This is a genomic window from Streptomyces sp. NPDC018964, from assembly GCF_044390325.1.
In the GTDB taxonomy this organism is placed as follows: Bacteria; Actinomycetota; Actinomycetes; order Streptomycetales; family Streptomycetaceae; genus Streptomyces.
Map to the genome: position 1 here is coordinate 38,152 of NZ_JBIRYZ010000005.1, position 16,560 is coordinate 54,711.

A 16,560-nucleotide genomic window follows, 5' to 3' on the forward strand; every position below is an offset into this window, starting at 1 on the left:
CGCAGTGGCACCCGGCGACGAAGGTGAAGGAAGGAGCGGTGACGTACGACATGAGCAGCCCCACCCGGCCCCCGCAGCCGGGCATCCGACTCCACGTCGACCCCGGCGACGATCCGCGCCCGCACCGCGGCGCGACGATCGAGGCCCATCTGCGGGTCGACGTGGCCGCCGGTGGCGCCCCCACCGATCTGCCCGCGGTCCAGCTCGCGGTGATCATCGCGGTGGACGTCGCCGAATCCCACCGGGCGGCCGTCCGGCACGCCCTGCCGGCGGCGCTGCGCGCCCTGCCCGACCGCATCTCCTTCGCCGTGCTCGGCGGCGGCCCCGATCCGGTCCGGTGCTATCCGCGGGGTGATGACGAGTGGGCCGTCGCCGACCGGGGCGAAAGACGCCGGGCCGCCTTCGTCGCGGGTTCGCTCCCGCTGCACCGGGAGGGGCCGCGTCCCGCCGGGTACGCCGCCTGGGTGGCCGCGGCGCGCTCCCTGCTCGCCGGCCGGCCGGTGTCCGTACGCCATCTGGTGCTGATCACCGACGGCAGCAGCGCCGTCGCCGCCGACAGCCGTCTGGAGGAGGAACTGGACGCCTGTGCCGGGCAGTTCACCTGTGACGTGTTCGCCGTGGGCACGGACTGGTCCCCCGATCCCCTGCTGGCCCTCGCCGAACGGCTGCACGGTACGGCCGAGTTCGTGGACGACGGGCTCGGCCCCGCGATCATCGCCGCCCTCCAGCGGCTGCGCCGGGTGCACACTCCCCGGCTGCCGGTCGAGGTGACCGTACGGCCCTCCGTGCGCCAGGTCTCGCTCAGCGAGAAGGAGCCCCGGCCGCACCAGCTCGGCGGGCTGCCCCGGCCCGGCCGGCCGCACTGCTGGAGCTTCCCCACGTACCAGTGGGAGCAGGGCCGGCGCGACTACCTGCTCACCCTGGTCGCCGACGCCGACGGCGACCCGCTGGAGACGGAGCTGCAGTTCGCCATGGTCTCCATCGGCGACGTCCACGCGCCGGTCACCGCCCGCTGGCACCTTCCGGGGCAGTCCACGCCGCACGCCCCGGCGGGCGCCGACAGCGTGCGCACCCTCAACGAGGCCGCCAGGATGCGCGAGGCGTTGCGCCAAGGACTCATCGCCCTGCGGGAAGGCCGGCGCGACACCGCGAAGGAGCTGCTGGGGGAGGCCGCCCGGCTGGCGGTGCGGCTCGGCAAGGACTGGGTGCTGGACGAGATCCGCGCGGTCGCCCACATCGAGGACGCGGCCGAGGGGAAGATCCGGCTGCGCAGCGTCGACACCGGCGCCCTCGGCCCGATGATCCTGCGCGCCGGGTCCCGTCCCGGCGGCCCGCCGGCCGACCCCGTCGCCGTCCGGCCGGGCCCGCGCTGCCGCGGCTGCGGCACCCCGGCGGGCGGCAGGGCCCGGTACTGCATCGCGTGCGGGGAGAAGCTGCTGTGACGGCCGGACGCGCCGCCTCCCGGCGCCGGTACTCCCCCGCCGCGTTCTGGCGCCGGCGCCTGAGCGGCCGGCGGACCCGGCGGCTGCTGGAGCTGCACCTGGTGGTGCTGCTCGTCCTCACGGCCGTGGCGTCCACCGCCCTGTTCCTCTCCGGCCGTCAGGCCCAGCGGAGCGCCGAGGCGCTGGCGTCCCGCGAGGCACCGGCGGTACAGGGGCTCGCCGCCAGCCGGCTCGCGGCGCTGCGGGCCGACGAGGAGGTCGACCGACTGGTGGAGCTGAACCTGATCGGCGTCGCCGGCTCGGGCGAGGCCTACCGGTCCCAGCTCTCGGCCGCCGACCAGGGCCTGTCCCGGATCGCCGACCGCACCGACCAGGACCTCGGCACGGTCAAGGGCCTCCTCGCCACCTACAGCGACTCGCTCGCGCTCGGCACGTCCCTCTACCATGACCAGCCCTTCATGCGGAAGCTGAGGTTTCAGGAGGCCGAGTCGCTGCTCACCCGCGACACGGTGGGCGTCGCACCGCGTCTGAAGGTCCTGCAGCGCGACCAGTTGGAGCACGCCGAGGCCACGGCCGCCATGGGGCACTGGCAGCACGCCGGGTGGTGGGCCGCCGAACTCGCCCTGGCCGCGGCCGCGCTGACCCTGCTCTCGGCGCTGTTCGTGCTGCGCGACCGCTGCGGCCGTGACTGGAACCCGTACCTGCTCGCGGCCCTCCTGCTCACCGTGCTGCTCGCGGTGGTCCCGCTGATGACGGCGTACTCCACCCAGGAGGAACTCGACGGGGCGCTCGGGGAGTTGCGGCGGATCACCGAGGTGTCCTGGCGAAGCGGCCCGCCGGCCGAGGCGCAGCAGCACGTCACGGAGATGTCGGAGCAGGTCCGGCAGCGGCTGACCGACGGCACGTGGACCGAGTCGGTGTACCGGGGCGCCCTCGTCGGCGGCCTGCTCTCCGTCGTCCTGCCCGCGCTGGGACTCGGTCTGCGGCTCGACCACGACTACTGGAGGCGACGGTGACCCGGCGGTTCAGGACACTGGTGTTCGGTGTGGTCATGCTGCTGATCGCGGCCGGCGGCATGGTGGTGGTCTGGGCGCAGCACGACGAGGAGCCGGTGACCATCCTGGGGACGTGGACGGCCGGGCAGGCGGAGCGGTTCGAGACCGTGCTGCGGGGCTTCGGCATCCCCTTCCGCTACCAGGGCACCGCCGCCCAGCGGGAGGTGCTGCTCTCCAAGGTGCAGGCGGGGGACCCCCCGGACATCGTGATCATGCCGGGCCTCGGTGAACTCGCCGAGTACGCCGACCAGGGCCTCCTGGAGCCGCTGGACGATCTCTACGACCCGCGGGAGTACGGCGCCCCCTGGATGGCGGCCGCCTCGTCCCCCGGACACGTGTACTGGGTCCCGGTCAAGGCGGACCTGAAGAGCATCGTCTGGTACCGCGAGGGCCGAAGGCCGGACGCCTCACCGGCCCCGCTGGAGAGGTGGTGCGTCGGCATGGGGGACGACGGCACCTCCGGCTGGCCCGGCACCGACTGGGTCGAGGACCTCGTGCTGCAACGGGAGGGCCCGGAGGTCTACGAGAAGTGGGCGCTGGGCACCGGCGGGACGAAGTGGTGGCGAAGCGATGCGGTGCGCACCGCCTGGGAGGCCTGGGCCGGTCTGCTGCGGCAGGACGAGCGCGCGGCCGGGCGGGCCCTGCTGACCGACCACCGCGGTGACCCGGGCGGCCATGGTCTGCTGTTCGACAACCCTTCGGGTGAGTGCGCCCTGGAGCACCAGGGTTCCTTCGCGCTCTCCTTCTACGGATCCGACGCGAAGCACGCGCGCCTGATGGACTCCGCTCCGCTCCTGCCCGACAGCGGCGGCCGGGTCCGGGCCCACGAGGTGACCGGCGACTTCGCGGCGCTGTTCAGCGACCGTCCCGAGGCACAGGAGCTGATCGAACTGCTGGCTTCGAAGAAGGGCCAGCGGAAATGGGTCGAGCAGGCGGGCGTCTTCTCGGCGAACCGTCGGGTGAAGCCGGAAGGCGACGCGGTCAAGGGCGAGATCGCACGGCGGCTCCGTGAAGGGCCCCGCTGCCTGGACGCCTCGGACGTCATGGCACCCGCCGTACGGGACGCCTTCTACGAGGCCGTACTGCTCACCATGGCACGGGCCGCCGCCGGCCAGGACCCCGGCATTTCGGACCTCCTCCAGGACGTGCAGCTGGTGCAGGACGCGCATGACGCACAGGACGTACGGGGTGTCGGCAGCAGGGCGGCTCCGAAGACGGTGTGCAGTACGCGGTGAGCGACGGGTGGTGCCTCCCGCACGTGGCACGGCGGCCTGTTCCGCCCGGCAGGCACCGGGCGGAACAGGCCCCCTGGGTGATCAGTCGAGGCCCGGAGGAAAGACGTGGTGGTCTCCCCCGCGGACGAGTACCCGCCAGGCTTCGATCCGCCCCGAGCAGTCGGGGAACACCTCGAGCCGGAACGCCTGCTCCCAGCTCACTGTGAGCTCACCCGACTGACCCACGGTCACGCTGTCGACACGGGGACGGAGTTCGCCGAGCACTCGGTTGAACGTGGTGGTCCGGGCGTCGTAGATCATGCGGAACTCGTCGAACGCCTGTGGTCCCGCGCCCTTCTGCGCGTACCGCATGTCCGCGGAACCCAGGAGGATCCTCCCGTGCCGCACGATCCGGAAGGGGCACTGCATGTGGACCATGATCTCCTCGCCGTCAGGGCCGTGGAACTCGACGATGCCCATGTCCACAGCCCTGCCGACAGAGTGGGCGACAGTGCCCGTCAGGATCCGGGTGATCTCCTCCACAAGCGTCTCGGCATTCACCGGTCAGCTCCGGGCAGCCCCGGCCCGGGACCCTGTCCCATGGCCGGGGCTCGCCGTGACGTCCGTGGTCATGAGGCCCGCCGCAGCGCGCGGAGCCGCTCCGCGGAGAGATTCCTGACCCGCTTCGTCCGCCCGGAGCGGCTCAGACTCTCCAGAACCCGCACCGAGGCCGACTTCTCCGCGGCGGCACGCTGCAGCCAGTCGGACCATTCCGCGACCTCGTCGCCCGCCGGAGAGACTGCCTCCAGAATCCGCAGTTCGCGCACGCGCAGGACGGCCAGCGCGCGCTTGCCCTCCACCGCGAGTCGTTCGGCCCAGGCGAGCCTCTCGGCGTCGGGAACGCGCTCCAGCATCCGCAGGACCACGGAGGTGGCAACGGACGGGTCGGGCTCCAGCCCGACGATCTCCCGCAGCAGATCCCATTCGGCCGGCGAGTCCATGGCCCGCAGGTATACCTCCCAACGCGCGTGCTCACTGGAGAGATCGACGTTCTCGACGCCCGTGCGGCGGGCGGCTTCCAGGACGGCGGACCTCAGGTCCGAGCGGCTAGCATCCATTGCCACCGGCCTTTCTGTGAGCGGCCATGCTCTTCCTGATGGCCTTGCGGATCTCCCTCAGATTGTTGTCGATCACGCGCTGCTGGTCCTTGGACAGCTGAACGTCGGTGTCGAGCGGCTTTCCGTTCTGCCCGATCTGGATGCCGTGTCCCTTGATGCCCGGGCCGAGCAGGTGCCCGTGTGCCGGACCGTGATCGTTGGAGTAGATCTGGAACCGGTACTTTCCGTCCCGGAAGACCGTGCCCGAGAAGGAACCGGGGTCGTCGCTCCCGCCCGCGTTGTGTACGAGCAGGGAGGTGTCGCCCGCCAGTACGTAGTACGTGTGGATGCCCTCGACCGTGAGGTCGTACGTGCGCTGCTTCCTGTGGAAGTCGGCGGTCCCGGTCACCCGGGCCGTGCCGCCGTCGGCGGTGCGCAGCGTCATGCCGGGTTCGAGGGAGCCGGCGTCCACCCAGGCGTCCTCGGAGGGAGACCAGAACGGGTGTGTCGTCGTGGACGTCAGTGAGTCCGCACCGGAGCGGCCCTCGCGGGAGACCGTGAGGTCGACGAAGTGCTTGTCGTCCTCCGTGACGATGGTGGCGACGACGGTCCGCGTCGTCGTGCGGCCGGTCTCCGGGTCGGTGACCACAATTTCGTCGCCGATCCGGACGTCCTTGATGGGCTTGGTGGTCCCGTCGGACATCAGGACCTGTGTGTCCGGGGTGAAGCTGTGCCGGCGACCGCCTCCGACCAGGCACTCGACGGGTACGGAGTCCGTCTTCTTGAAGGCGGCCTTGAATCCCTTGAAGACGACCTTGGCGCCCTTGCCCACCAGTCCGGTGCCGACCGCGAGGGCCGCGTCGCCCGCGGCCGCCTTACAGGCGCTGCCGGAGCCGGTGACGCAACCGACGTAGTCGTCGATGCCCAGGACCTCGAGGATGCCGGGGCCGTTCTGGTCGCCGAACCAGCCCAGCTTGCCCACGGCGGTGCAGAACTCCGAGCCCGCGACGTCCAGGCCCGAGCATCTGGCCCTCGCCCAGTTCTGCAGGTTGTACTGGTAGTCCAGGTTTTCGTGATAGTAGGGGAAGTTCTCCATGAGTTCGGCCTGCGTCGGGATGTAGACGCCCTGGATGGTGATCGAGTCGCCCTTGGGCTGGATCACGATCGGCTTCTTGCCGTAGGTGTCGTTCCGCTTGGCCGTCCTGATCATCTCGACGGCGGTGTCGTAACAAGGGTCCGTGCGCTGGCAGTTGTTGGAGAAGCCGTCGATGACGCCGTCGGTGTCGCCGGGGACGCCCGCGCAGATGCCGTCCGCTCCGCCGCCGGGCGCGCCGTGGATGCAGAGCAGGCCGTCGGGGTCACTGAAGGTGACCGGGTTGTTGTTGCTGTAGGCGTAGGCGTTGAGGGCCTGCGGGTCGCCCGGGGTGAGGAGCGGGTCGACGGAGATGAACCGGCCGGTGGCCGGGTCGTACTCCCGTGCGCCCAGGTGCTGCAGTCCGGTGGACTCGGAGTCGTCGACGCCACCGACGAAGCCCCGCACACCGGGCCAGTTGCTCGGCCGGGTGCCGCGGATGCCACCGAAGGGAAGCGTGCGGCGCTGCGTCAACTCCTGGTCCGCCGCGTCGATCGCCAGCTGGCCGGATGCCTGGTGGTCGGCGATGGTGAAGGAGACCGAGCCGTCGTCGTCGATCACCGCCTGGTGGCCGCCCGCGAGGTCGAGGGTGCGGGTGGCCTCGGCCTCGGTGCTGCCCTTGGCCACGGTGACCTGGGTGGAGTCGAGGTAGAGGGTCGTCTCCTTCGCCGTGCGGGCGATGAGCCGGTTCCCGTCGGCGTCGTAGACGTACTCGGTGACGTCGTCCGGCTTGCCCTCGACCGGCTCGGTCACCTTGGCCAGGCGGCCTTCGGCATCCCAGTCCAGCTTCTGGGTGGTGCCGGCGAGGGTGCGCCCGGTGGTGTTGCCGACGGCGTCGTAGGCGTAGGAATCCTGTGCGGTGCCGCCGGGACCGGTCTGGGTCACGGAGGTCACGCCGTGCGGACGCGGCGCTCCCGGTTCGGGGTAGTCGTAGGTGCGGACGGTGTCCTTCGCCGGGTCACCGGTGAGGTCGTGCAGGGTTTCCGTCCGGCGGTTGCCCACCTTGTCGTAGGTGTAGGAGTGCCAGTACGGGACGGGGCCCCCGACGGTCCGGCCGCTGGGGGCCGTGGCGCAGGCCGTGGTGGGCTGCGTCCAGGCCGTCGTCAGGCGGCGCAGGTGGTCGTAGGTGAAGCACTGGGTGTCCGTGCCGGAGCGGGAGACGTCCGAGACGGAGAGGATGTTGCCGGCCTGGTCGTAGTCGTAGGTGTGGTGCCGGTCCACGCCCGGTACGTCCTGCCGGTCCACCCGCGAGGTGGCCAGGCGCTGCGTGCCCCACTCGTAGGTGTTGGTCGCCCAGGCCTTCTTGCCGCCGTCGTTGGAGAGTTCGTACTGCAGGGGCTTGCCAGTGGGGCTGTAGCTCACGGCGGCGTCGATGCCCTGGCTGCCGCTGAGCGCGATCAGGCGCTGGGTCCGGTCCTCGTAGGTGGCCGCCACGGTGGTGGCCGGCAGGGAACCCGCGGCGGGGTAACCGGTCGTGCGGACCGACCCGTCCACGTTGTAGGCGGTGGCCGACAGATAGGTGCCGGCGAGGGCGCCTTCGCTCGCGGGGATCGTCACGGTGGAGCGCAGAATGCGGTACAGGCGGTCATAGGCGACCACCTTGCTGGTGTAGGCGTCGTCGCCGACGTAGCGGGTGGATTCGGCCAGATGGCCCTTGGCGCCACTGACGGTGTCGTAGACCCACTTGGCGCGCAGGGCGCCGGTGGCGCTGTTCTCACGCAGCTCGGTCTGCCGGCCGAGGCCGTCGTACACCGAGTACAGGTCGGTGTCCGTGTCGTTGGAGACGGAGACGGCCTGGCCGCGGTCGTCGTACGTGGTGGTGGTACGGCCCTTGTCCGGGTCGACGGCCGACGTCACGTTGCCGAGCAGGTCGTAGGTGTAGCTCCAGACGTTTCCGGCCGGGTCGGTGAGCTTCCGCAACTCACCCCGTGGTGTGTAGCCGTAGCGGGTGGTGTCGTACGCGGCCTCGGCGGCGCGCGCGTGGTGCTGGCGCAGTTCGGTGGTCTGCCCGCGGGCGTCGGTCACGGTGGTGGTCGCGGTGGAACCCTCGGGCGGGACGACCGTGGTGCGGTCGCCACCGTAGACGGTGCGGGTGGTGCCGAGCACTGTGCCGCCGTCACCGTTGCCCGCGATCTGCTCGGTCACGGTCGGGCGGCCCATGCCGTCGTACGTGGTGCGGGTCTGAGTCTCGACCGCGAGGGCGTCGTCCGGCTTGAACAAGGTCCGTGAGGGCGCGCCCGTGGCGTAGTAGGTCTCGAAGGTCTTGGCCGTCAGGCCGCGTTCGTCATAAAAGACGTCGGACAGCAGGCGCCCGCCGTCCGGTCCGGGCTTCTGTGTCTGGCGCTGGCGCAGGAATCCGTCGTAGATGCTGTACGCGGTGACCTGACTGCCGTCGGTGCCGAGGGCGGTGGTGGCCACGGCGACCGGCTGGTCCTCGGTGACCAGGTAGTCGAAGCTGTAGCTGGGTGTCAGCGTGGTCTGCCGGTCGGCGAGCCACACCTTCGAGGACCGGCCGAGGGCGTCGTGGGTGAAGGTGGTGACCTTGCCGTTGGCGTCGGTCTGCGTCAGCGGCAGGCCGCGGGCACCGTGGGTGGTGGTGTTCACCAGGGACGTGGTGGCGTCGCCGGTCTTGGCCGGCGGGCTGGTCACGACCGTCTTGGTGACGAAGCCGGTGGCCGGGGTGCGGACCGTGGTGGTGGTACGACCGTCCGTGCGCGCGGTGCGCACGGGTGCGCCGCTGCCGGTCGCGGTGACGGTCGCGGTGAGGTCGGTGCTGGTGAGCACCCGGCCGTAGGTGTCGAAGGTGGCACCGGACTCCAGGTAGGTGGCCGTGGTGCCGTCGTGCTTCTTCAGCAGGGCCGTGGCCGTGACGTCGCCCTTGGTCGGGGCGGCGCCGTAGGCCCCGCCGTCGTAGGCGTTGCGGACGTCGGAGATGACCTCCTTGGAGCGGTCGACGGGGTCGGCGCAGGCCTTGGCGACCGTCTCGACCCGTGCGGGCAGGTTGAGGATGTTGGCGGTGTCGTTGGTGGCGTAGGTGGTGCGGGTGCAGCGGTCGTCCGCCGCGGTGGAGGTGTCGCCGAGGTCGTCGACCTGGATGACGCGTCCCGCCACGGTGTCGTACGTGGTGGAGGTGGAGGTGGTCCGCCAGGAAGAGCCCGCACCGTTGTCGAGGGACGTCCACGTCCTGGCGTGCCCGATGCCGGTGAGGTTGGCGGTGACGGTGCCCCAGTTCCGTGTCTTCTTCGCGGTCTCGTGACGCCAGGGCCGGCTGACGGTCTTGGCAAGGACCTTTCCGCCGTTGCCGGAGTAGGTGACGGTCTTGTAGGCGGTGCCGGCGAACGCCTCGTGGTCGGTGATCGGGTCGCCCTCACCCTCGCCGAGCGTGACGGTGACGTTCTTGGTGCCGCCGGTGGGGGACTCGCGGTCGCCGTCCATGCCGCGCAGGAAGTACGTGTCGGCCTGCGACTTCAGTGCCGCGTCGCCACCCTGCCCTCCGGTCTTGACACGTACGTGTCCATAGCCGCGCCACTGGGACCAGGTCTTGAACTTCTCCTTGGTCAGCCCGTCGTCGTCGGCGTAGTGCCAGGCGGCCGGGCCCAGGTACTCGTAGGCGGTGACCTGGTCGGGCGCCCCGCCGGTGCGGTCGGTCGCGGTGACGGAGGTGACGACGTACTTGTTGAACCACTGACGCTCGGGGTCGTCGGTGGAGCTGCCGCCGGTGTACTGCGGGAAGCAGCGCGTGGCGTTGGTCTGCGGGGTGGGCAGGGCGGCCCAGTCACACGCGGGGGCCGAGTAGTCGACGTCGATCTGGCCGCCGGACTCGTCGGCGATCGTGGACAACCGGGACTTGATGAACGGGGCGAAACCGTCACCGGTCCTGTCGAGCCGGTTCTCCAACTGGGTGTAGCCGAAGGTCGTCTTCGGCAGCGTAATGGCGGGCGTGGCGGTGTGGCCCGTGTGCTGGATCGAGTCGAGCAGCAACTGATAGTCGATGTCCGCCATGCCCCAGCGGTGGGTCAGCTTCCAGGAGTCGACCTTCTGGTAGGCGCCGGCGGCGTCGATGACCCGCGTGGTCACCTCCGTCAGGCGCTTGCGCGTCCAGAACGAGGGCGACAGGCGGCCCTGGTCGCACTCCTTGCCCTCGTCGCAGTTGAGGTCCCAGGGGGTGTCGTACCAGTGGGCGGAGTCGGAGGAGATGGACGAGCAGGTGGTCCGAGCGTCCGGCAGGCAGCGTTCGGCGTTGGTGAAGGTGACCTTGGCGAGCGCCGGAGTGCCGTACATCGAGGAGGACTTCAGGCCGTACTGGATCTCGTCGAGGTAACCACCTCGGGTGTAGCGGGTGTCGTCGGAGGCCTTCAGGTTGCGGCCGTAGGAGTTCTCCTCCTGGGTGTAGTAGTAGGCGATCGCGTTGCCGCGGGGGTCGACGACGTAGTCGAGGTTCCAGCGCCAGGCCTGCCGGCACCAGGAGTCCGCGAAGCCGCTCGCATGGCAGGGTTCGTTGTCGTCGTCGCCGAAGACGGGGGTGGTCCAGGTGGATCCGGTGGTCTTCTTGCCGTCGGCCCAACCGGGGAGCCGGTGGTAGCCGAAGTAGTAGCGGACGCCGTCGGGGTCGGTCAGCCGCCAGTACTCGCCGTCGTCGTCGCCGTTGCCCCGGTTGGTGGAGGTGAGCCGCGTGATGCGGGTGCCGTCGTCCTGACGGAGCTTGAACTCGTCGTCGGTGCCGGTGGGGACGAGTTCGCCGCCCTTGCCGTTGAAGCTGATGAAGGCGTTGTCGTAGCCCCAGCACAGGTCGCCGGGCTTGAAGCCGTCGCTGTTCTCGACCCCGTCGTCGGCGCACGGCTTGTAGCGGCGTTCGATGTAGCCCGGCCACAGGTCGAAGCCGCTGCCGATCCAGGAGGACTGGTTGTTGGTCTCGCTGGTACGGCCGTCGACCGAGCCCGAGGAGTAGCCGAGGCCGATGCTCGGCTTCAGTCCGCCGGGGACTTCGGGGACTCCCATGGCGTAGGACCAGGAGAAGTCACCGGTGTTGAGGTTGGTCTGCCAGGTCGCCGACGGGGAGAGCGAGGTCGCCTTGTAGTCGCCCGTGGACGCGGTGTCGTCCGCCACCGCGGCGAGCACGGTCGGCTGCGCGGCGGCGAGCCGCACCGACGGGGCGGTGAGGGTGCCGTCCTCCGTGTTGTTGTCGGTCTCGACCGGCGTCAGGGTGCGGCACTCGGCCCGTTCCGGGGTCTTGAGGACACAGGCGGGGAGCCGCGCCAGGGTGAGGCGGGCGCCGTAGCCGCCGCCGTACGCCTGGGCGACGTCGCGGTAGTCGACCCGCACCTGGGCGGCGCCGTCGGTGAAGCTCTCGCGGTCGGGGGCGAGCGTGACGAGCAGCCCGTCGATCCCGGCCCGCTCGGTCTGCTGCCGCCCCGCGAGACGGACCTGTACGGAACCGGCGGCACCGGGGCGCTTCGCGGCCGTGCGGGTGGCGGGAGCGGCCCGTCCGACGGAGACCGGCAGCTTCCCGGCTCTGGCCGGTGCCGCTGACCCGGTCGCACCCGTGGCCCTGCCGTTCGGGTCCGGCGCGGTGCCTGTGAGCCTGACTCGGGCCGAACCCCCTTCGGGCCACTGGGCCTTGGGGGCGGACTTCGGGGTGCGCGATCCGCGGTCGACCGTACGGGGCTTCGCCTTCGCGGCGGAACCGGGCACGGCTCGCTCGGCGTTCGGCACGGCCGGTCTGCCCCGCCCGTCGTCCGCGGCGGCGCCCGAGTCCGCGGGTGCGGTGACACCTTGGAGCACCGTGGCGATCATGACGACGCCGGAAGCCCATGCGGTCTTCCGTCTCCACCGGGCCGCTCGGTCTGCTCGGTCTGCTCGTACCGTATCCCTCATCGTTCCCCTCGGGTGCGCTCGCGTGAAGACGCGAGAACCGTGTGTGAAAACTCGGACGGAGGTAGGTGCCGCCCGAGGCGGAGCCGAACCGTGCGGCGGTGCCGGCCCGTACGCGGTCTGCGACGGGCCGGCACCGCTGCACGGTCAGTCCGTTCCGGGCACCTCGGTGGTGACTCCCGGCATGCCCAGGGACAAGTGGGCGATCTGCGACTCGCTCAGCGCCCCCTGGAACGCCCACACGTCGTCGATCCCGCCCGCCCAGTGCTCGCTTCCGGTGGAGCCCACCTTGCTGCGGCCCAGTTGCAGGGACCTGGTCGCGGTGAACGCGGCCGCGTTGTCGGCCCAGGACACGCGTTCACCGCAGGTGGCGTCGTCCGGGACGCCGTCCGCGTCGTCATCGGTACAGGTGACCTGCTCCAGCTGGCCGTTGACGTAGAGGCGTACCTGGTCGGCGAAGCCGTCGTAGACGAGTGCCAGGTGGTTCCAGTCGGTGGCGCTGTAGAACTGGTGGTTGTCCACCGTCACGGTGTCCGCCGTCGCGGAGTCGGTGCCCGGCACGGCGATCTGCCACTTGCCGGGGTCGGCCGCGGGATCGGCCCCCGGTACGAAGCGGACCGCGAAGGCGCTCCTGGCGGCGCCCTCGGCACTGATCACGGTGGCCGGCCGGTCGGGCGCGGCGGCGGCCTGGGCCCAGGCGGTGACGGTGTAGCTGGCACCGGTGTCCACCGGGACGCCGGTGGTGGCCGCGTAGTCGTCGACGCCGTCCAGCACGAGGGCCCCGTTGTCCACCCAGCCGGATTCGACGGCCGCCTGACCGCCCAGGGTCAGGGCGGGGGCGCCGGCGACCGCGTTCGGCGATGTGGCCGGAGAACCGGCTGCGGACTCCAGCAGCCAGCGGGACTTGACCAACGGCCGCTGTTTGAAGAGCTGGCGCACTTCGTCGTCGGAGACGGCACGGTCGTAGAGCTGTACGTCGTCGATGTCGCCCTTGAGGGGAGAACTCACGCCGCCGTCCGGCTTGAGTCCGCTGCCGATGCTGAGCGGCCCCTCGGACGACCAGCGGTGCGGGAAGGGGGTGGTGGCCTGCAGGACGCCGTTGACGTAGAGCAGGAGCTGGGAGGTGTCGGCGTCGTAGACACCGACCACGTGGTTCCATTCGCCGAGCCGGCCGGCCGCGCAGTTGGTGTCGGCCGGGCAGGCGGAGTGGGTGGCGCGGACCAGGGGCGCGTCTGCGGTGTCGCTCTCGGGCCGGGTGAAGACCCATCCGCCCAGCGCGGAGGAGTGGTACAGCTCGAAGCTGCGGCGTGTGGTGCCGAGTTGGGAGACGGCGATGGTCGCCTTGGGGGCCTTGTCCCGGGGCAGGCGGACCCACGTCGAGACCGCGAAGCTCTGGAACGTGTCCAGTACCGGCCGTCCCGTCGTGGCGTGGTCGTCGACGCCGTCGAACGAGGCCGCGCGGCCGTCGACTCCGTCGGTTCCGGCCGTGGCGCCGCCCTTGAAGGTGGCGTCGGCGCGCTGGCCCCGTCCGGCGACGGAGGTGGCGGTGGCGTCCTCGTCGAGCGGCCAGACCAGTTTGGCGGGCCGGCCGGTGCCGACCGGCTTGCGGGCGGCCAGTTCGCCGACCTGGGCGTCGGTGAGCTGGTAGTCGAACAGCTGGACCTCGTCCAGGTGGCCCGGGAAGAAGTTCCCCATGGTGCCGTAGTGGGACGCCGCGCCCAGGATCGTCCTGCCGCGGGCGTCCCACGGTCCGGTGAAGGCCGCCGTGCCGGCCAGCTTGCCGTCGACGTAGAGCCGCAGCTGCTGGTTGGGGTTGTCGAACACGCCGGTCAGATGGGTCCAGACGCCGAGCCGGCCGTTCTCGCAGGCTGTGTCCCCGCTCGGGCAGGCGGGCTGCACCGCGCGTACCGTGGTGGTGCCCGGCGCGTCGGTGGTGTGCCGCAGGAACACCCAGCCGCCCAGCGCCGAGGAGTGGTAGATCTCGAAGCCGCTGGTCTCGTGCCCGGCCTGGGACACGGCGACGGTCGCGGTGTTCGGTTTGTCGGTGGGCAGCTTGGCCCACAGGGACACCGAGAAGCTCTTGCCGGTGTTCAGCACCGGTGAGACGGTGGCCGCGTGGTCGTCGACGCCGTCGAGCTGCAGGCCGTTGCCGGTGACGCCCTCCGCTCCGGGCCGTGCGCCGCCGCTCAGTTCGGCGGGCCAGGTGCCGCCCTGTCCCTGGGCCTCGGCGGCCCCGGCGGGCTCGTCGAAGTTCCAGCTCAGCCGGTCCGGCTGGCCCGCGCGGACCCGGAACTGGTAGGTGCGGATCTCGCTGCCGTTGCCGGCGGTGTCGAAGGCCTGGGCGGTGATGAAGTTGACGCCGGGCCTGGTCGGCATGAACTTCATCGTCTTCGCGCCACCGCCGGAGGTGGTCAGCGTGTGCTTGGCGGTGGGGTCACCGTTGACGCCGAACCAGTACTTGGACACGTCGCCGGAGGCCGAGTCGATGCTGAAGGCGCCGTAGCGCCCCACACCGTCCAGCCACGGATCCTCGGGGTCCTCCGGGTCGGAGGGCGGGTACTGGGCGGAGCTGATGGAGGGGCCGGCCGGTACGGAGGTGTCGTAGACCATGTTGCAGGCGTACGCGGAGCCGGCCCACGACCAGGGCGACCACTGGGCGCCGTCGTTGGCGCGGGCGGCCCAGCCGATGGTCCTGTTCTTCGGGGTGCTGCTGGGCAGCGAGATGGAGAAGTCGGAGCCCGAGGCCTTGTACGTGGAGGCGGCGGAGGTCCAGCGGGTGGTGAAGCCCTTGCCGTCGCCCGCGTCCCAGGACGCCTCGAACTGCACCCGCACCCGGTCCTTGTCCGGGTCGGTCACGTCGTTGGCCCGCAGCTTCGGCAGACTGCGCACACGCTTGGCGGACCCCGGCCGGGCACAGGCGCCGCCCGGATCCTGGGTCAGCTGCGACATCTTGATCTGCGCGGGCGGCCGGTTGTAGTTCACCCGGAGGTAGGCGTCGTCGGAGAACCGCTTCCAGGTGAGGGGGTCCGACTCACTGGTGGCACGCATGCCGAAGGTGATCGTCGGCCACTTCCCGGCAGCCGCCCGCGCGACCATGCCCTTGACGTCGAACTCCGCGTCCGCCGCGGCACAGCCGTCGTATCCGTAGGCGAAGCTGCGGTTCTCGATGTGGTCGATCCAGAAGCCGGAGGCGTTCTGCGTGTTCCAGGTGGTCGAGGAGCTGATCCCCTTCGTACGCCACAGCTGGACCTCACGCTTGGTGCAGGAGGCGGCGTGGGTCTCGCGCACCACGAACTCGGCCGACAGGATCGACTTGCCGGCGAACCGCGAGGTGGGGATCTGGTAGAAGAGCCGCTTGGTGTCGTACGGCTTGCAGTACGCCCAGCCGCAGTAGCCCAGGCCCGCGTCGGACTCGCCGTTGAACTTCCACTGCGGCGAGGACGCCCAGTACTTCGACGCCATCGTCCACGCCGACGCCTTCGGCGAGTACCACTGCGGGTCGATGAACACCGGGTAGACCGTCCCGGACCCGGCCAGCACCTCCTGGTCAGGGGTGAGGACCAGTTCCCCGCCCCCGGACGTCACCTCCACGCCGACCGGTGCGAGCTTGCCCGACTCCCCCACGCCTGGTTCGTCCGGCTCACCGCCTTCCTCGGCCCGTGCCGCGTCCGTCGCGGCCCGCGCGCCGGACGCGGCAGCGCGCGACGCCGTGGAGGCGGCTTCCTGCTCGCCCGTGCTGGAATCCCACATCATCGGCTTCGGCGCTTCGAACACCGCACCGGCGGCGCCCTTGTCGACGGCCTCCAGGCCGCCCTCGTCGGTCTCGCGCACCTCCAGCCCCGACGCCGACAGCTTCAGCCGCAGCTCGGCCAGCTCCTCACTCGCCGCGGCCTCCGCCGTCTTCACCACCAGCAGCTGAGTGAAGCCGTCCTCCTGGGCGCCCAGCCTCAGGTCCACGTCCGGGAGGATCTCCGCGTAGGTCGCCGTGGCACCGTCCAGCGTCGGCTCGGGTACGTCGCCGGGCCAGGTGAACTCCAAGCTGCGGCCGGCGCGTCCCAACCGGACCAGGGGACCGTCCCCGCCGTCGGAGAAGGCCAGTCCGGCAGAGGTCGCCTTCGGCTCGACCGTGCCGTCACCGGTCGCGATCAGGGTGGTGTCGATCGACACCCACTCGCCGTCGCTCCGGGTGCGGACGGGGCGCAGGTATTCGCGTGCCTCCAAGTGTCCTTCGGGGGTGGCGAACACGTCCCGGCTCTCCGCGCGCGCCGAGATGACCTCGACCTTCTTGCCGGTGCGCGCGGCCTGCGCGAGCGCCGCGTCCTCGGAGACCGCCTGCCCGTCATCGGTCTCGGCGGCGGCGCGCGGCGGGGCGCCGGGCGGGTGGGCCGCGGCCGGCCCGGCACCGGCGACCGACAGTGGTCCGGCCGCGAGCGCGAGTGCGAGCGTCAAGGCCACCTGTCTGCCGGTTCTCCTGCGTGCGTGGGCACGACGAAACATCCCCCAGCCCTCCCCAGAGCTCCATGGAACCGATCAAGCGAGCGATTGCGTGAGAACGATAAGGAGGGCATGTGAACGGGTCCACACGAACAACTGGGTATATTTGCACGGTACCGCCCTGCACAGCTCAAACCATAAAGCGACCTTGATCACAAGGAAGGCCTCGCGGAAATTACCCGGCGAACTCACGGCCAACCGAAGATGTCCCATAAATGAACGACCCTTTGCGCTGAATTCCCTGCGAGGGATTTC

General features: G+C 71.0%; 7 protein-coding genes. 3 read left to right on the forward strand and 4 right to left on the reverse strand.

From position 1 onward, the window contains the following. The first annotated feature begins 50 nt into the window (after positions 1 to 50). Genes ACH5AO_RS10055 through ACH5AO_RS10065 form a run of 3 tightly spaced genes read left to right on the forward strand, consistent with a single transcriptional unit; the run spans position 51 to position 3,732 of the window. Positions 51 to 1,442 carry a hypothetical protein gene (locus ACH5AO_RS10055; RefSeq protein ID WP_398923712.1) on the forward strand — a complete coding sequence of 464 codons (1,392 nt, stop codon included), beginning with the start codon at positions 51 to 53 and terminating at the stop codon, positions 1,440 to 1,442. Further along, the gene (locus ACH5AO_RS10060; protein ID WP_398923714.1) at positions 1,439 to 2,458 is read left to right on the forward strand and encodes a hypothetical protein; all 1,020 of its coding nucleotides are present in this window, start codon (positions 1,439 to 1,441) and stop codon (positions 2,456 to 2,458) included. Before ACH5AO_RS10055 ends, ACH5AO_RS10060 begins: the two co-directional genes overlap by 4 nt. Then, positions 2,455 to 3,732, forward strand: coding sequence for an ABC transporter substrate-binding protein (locus ACH5AO_RS10065; RefSeq protein WP_398923716.1), 1,278 nt, complete (start codon positions 2,455 to 2,457; stop codon positions 3,730 to 3,732). Before ACH5AO_RS10060 ends, ACH5AO_RS10065 begins: the two co-directional genes overlap by 4 nt. Before the next feature lie 81 nt (positions 3,733 to 3,813). On the opposite strand, the gene ACH5AO_RS10070 is transcribed toward ACH5AO_RS10065, so the two are convergent. The 4 genes from ACH5AO_RS10070 to ACH5AO_RS10085 form a co-directional block, all read right to left on the reverse strand. Then, positions 3,814 to 4,272 carry a hypothetical protein gene (locus ACH5AO_RS10070; RefSeq protein WP_398923717.1) on the reverse strand — a complete coding sequence of 153 codons (459 nt, stop codon included), beginning with the start codon at positions 4,270 to 4,272 and terminating at the stop codon, positions 3,814 to 3,816. 68 nt (positions 4,273 to 4,340) lie between these two features. Continuing rightward, positions 4,341 to 4,835, reverse strand: coding sequence for a hypothetical protein (locus ACH5AO_RS10075; protein WP_398923719.1), 495 nt, complete (start codon positions 4,833 to 4,835; stop codon positions 4,341 to 4,343). Next, positions 4,819 to 11,733 carry an RHS repeat-associated core domain-containing protein gene (locus tag ACH5AO_RS10080; protein WP_398923721.1) on the reverse strand — a complete coding sequence of 2,305 codons (6,915 nt, stop codon included), beginning with the start codon at positions 11,731 to 11,733 and terminating at the stop codon, positions 4,819 to 4,821. The genes ACH5AO_RS10075 and ACH5AO_RS10080 overlap by 17 nt, the downstream gene beginning before the upstream one ends. 225 nt (positions 11,734 to 11,958) lie before the next feature. Next, on the reverse strand, positions 11,959 to 16,266 hold the full coding sequence (locus ACH5AO_RS10085) for a LamG-like jellyroll fold domain-containing protein (RefSeq protein ID WP_398923722.1): 4,308 nt from the start codon (positions 16,264 to 16,266) through the stop codon (positions 11,959 to 11,961). Positions 16,267 to 16,560: the final 294 nt, after the last annotated feature.

Coding starts and splice junctions, on each gene's coding strand:
- ACH5AO_RS10055 (WP_398923712.1), top strand. CDS start 51: ATGAGCAGCCCCACCCGGCCCCCGCAGCCGGGCATCCGACTCCACGTC.
- ACH5AO_RS10080 (WP_398923721.1), bottom strand. CDS start 11,733: ATGATCGCCACGGTGCTCCAAGGTGTCACCGCACCCGCGGACTCGGGC.